Source organism: Streptomyces sp. CAI-85 (genome assembly GCF_013363615.1).
In the GTDB taxonomy this organism is placed as follows: Bacteria; Actinomycetota; Actinomycetes; order Streptomycetales; family Streptomycetaceae; genus Streptomyces; species Streptomyces antibioticus_B.
In genome coordinates this window covers 1-2,360 of sequence record NZ_JAANNX010000158.1, presented here as the reverse complement: position 1 = coordinate 2,360, position 2,360 = coordinate 1, and the positions used below count along the sequence as shown (strand labels likewise).

Sequence of the window (2,360 nt, the reverse complement as noted above, 5' to 3'; positions counted from 1 at the left end):
GAACGTGCTGTTCATCGTGGGCGGCGCGTTCTCCGGCCTGGAGAAGATCATCGAGACGCGGGCCGGCGCCAAGGGCATCGGCTTCGGGGCGACGATCCGCTCCAAGCGCGAGCTGGAGGCCAAGGACCAGTTCGAGGACGTCATGCCCGAGGACCTGGTCAAGTTCGGCATGATCCCCGAGTTCATCGGCCGGCTCCCGGTCATCACCTCGGTGCACAACCTGGACCGCGAGGCCCTGCTCCAGATCCTGATCGAGCCGCGCAACGCGCTGGTCAAGCAGTACCAGCGCCTCTTCGAACTCGACGGCGTGGAGCTGGACTTCGAGCGCGAGGCCCTGGAGGCCATCGCCGACCAGGCCATCCTCCGCCAGACCGGTGCGCGGGGTCTGCGCGCCATCATGGAGGAGGTGCTGATGTCGGTGATGTACGAGGTCCCGTCCCGCAAGGACGTGGCCCGGGTCGTCATCACGGCGGACGTCGTCCACTCCAACGTCAACCCGACCCTGATCCCCCGCGAACAGCGCGGCGGCCGCGGCCCGGGCGAACAGAAGACGGCCTGACCGAAAAGCGAAACAGGGCAGGGCAAGAGCAGAACAGGACAGAGCGAAGGGCCCCGGTCGGACGACGACCGGGGCCCTTCGTGTCACACCGGACGGAGTGTCACGCCTTGACGCGGACCTCGTCGCGGAGCTTCGCCGCGATGTCTGCCGCGGATGCCTGGTCCGCCGCCTTCTCGGAGGCGATGTTGGCGAGGTCCATCGGCATGACGAAGCCCAGCGTGCTGTAGTCGCCCCACGCGCAGTAGGAGACGTTCATCTTGCTCGGGCCCTCGCCGGAGTTCTCCGTGGGTTCCATGGTGGCGTCCTGGCACTTGAGGACGGCACCCTCGGCCGAGTCGTAGGACTTGGGCTCGCCGATCATGGTGACCTTCATGCCGTCGTCCTCCTTCCCGGACTCGGCCTTCATATGGGCCAGGAAGGCGTCGACGACCTTCTCGGGGTCGGCGATCTCGCCGTACACACCGCCGAACTGGAGCATCCGCTGCGACAGCGGGTTGTCCTTGTTGCCGGCCATGTACGAGGCGCTGACGTCCTTGGGGTTCTTCACACCCCACTGCTGGGCGTCCTTGACGTCCTTCGAGGTCAGGGTGTCGCCCTCGCTGGAGTCCGTCTTGTACTCGCCGAGCACCGTCGCCGGGGTCGTCAGCTTGTGGGGGCCGTCGTTCTTGAGGCTGCTCGCGCCGGTGCCGCTTCCGCCGTTGCCGCCCCCGCCGCTGTTGCCGTTGAGGAGGAAGTAGCCGCCGACCGCGATCGCGGCGACGACCGCGACCGAGGCGAGGATGATGCCGGTCTTCTTCTTGCCGTCGCCCGGTGCCGGGGGCTGGGGCATGCCGTAGGGGGCCTGGCCGTAGGGCGGCTGCTGGCCGTACGGGGGCTGCTGGCCGTAGGGGGCCTGCGGCGGGACGCCCTGCGGGGGCTGCTGCGGGTAGCCGTAGCCGGGCTGAGGGGCGGGAGGCTGCTGGGGGTAGCCGTAACCGGGCTGCGGGGCCGGCGGCTGCTGGCCGTACGGGCCCGGCTGGCCGTACGGTCCGGGCTGCTGGGGCTGCCCGCCGTACGGGCCCGGCTGGTTGTGACTCATTTCTGGGTTCCCCTCCAGTGCTTATGTGATTTTCACATCCTGGCTCAAGGGCAACGCCCCCGGAGCGGCGGGGCCCCTACCGTTACAGAGCAAACACGTTTCGGGACGGCGCCGTGACACCCCTAAACTGGGCCCGTGACCGACAACGCTCAGCAGCAGCCATCAGCGCCCCACACCGAACTGCCGACCCAGTACGCGCCGGCCGACGTAGAGGGGCCGCTGTACGAGCGCTGGGTGGAGCGGGGTTACTTCGAGGCGGACGCGAAGAGCGACAAGCCCGCGTACACCGTCGTCATCCCGCCGCCGAACGTCACCGGCAGCCTGCACCTCGGGCACGCCTTCGAGCACACCCTCATCGACGCCCTGACCCGCCGTAAGCGCATGCAGGGCTTCGAGACGCTGTGGCAGCCCGGCATGGACCACGCCGGCATCGCCACGCAGAACGTCGTCGAGCGCGAACTCGGCAAGGAGGGCAAGTCCCGCCACGACCTGGGCCGTGAGGCGTTCGTCGAGCGCGTCTGGCAGTGGAAGGGCGAGTCCGGCGGCCAGATCAGCGGCCAGATGCGCCGCCTCGGCGACGGCGTCGCCTGGTCCCGCGAGCGCTTCACCATGGACGAGGGCCTCTCCCAGGCCGTCCAGACCATCTTCAAGCGGCTCTACGACGACGAGCTGATCTACCGCGCCGAGCGCATCATCAACTGGTGCCCGCGCTGTCTCACCGCG

General features: G+C 68.9%; 2 protein-coding genes and 1 pseudogene. 2 read left to right on the top strand and 1 reads right to left on the bottom strand.

Annotated elements, in window-relative coordinates; genetic code table 11:
* Window positions 1-559: pseudogene (locus G6W55_RS37345) on the top strand (AAA family ATPase); the annotation flags it as partial.
* 100 nt (window positions 560-659) lie between these two features.
* Here G6W55_RS37345 and G6W55_RS37340 read toward each other — a convergent pair.
* On the bottom strand, window positions 660-1,637 hold the full coding sequence (locus G6W55_RS37340; RefSeq protein ID WP_175525029.1) for a hypothetical protein: 978 nt from the start codon (window positions 1,635-1,637) through the stop codon (window positions 660-662).
* A 135-nt stretch (window positions 1,638-1,772) separates the two neighbouring features.
* On the opposite strand from G6W55_RS37340, the gene G6W55_RS37335 reads away from it, so the two are divergent.
* Window positions 1,773-2,360, top strand: a 588-nt coding sequence (locus tag G6W55_RS37335; protein ID WP_175525028.1) for a class I tRNA ligase family protein, incomplete at its 3' end; no start/stop codon positions are given.

Coding starts and splice junctions, on each gene's coding strand:
- G6W55_RS37340 (WP_175525029.1), bottom strand. CDS start 1,637: ATGAGTCACAACCAGCCGGGCCCGTACGGCGGGCAGCCCCAGCAGCCC.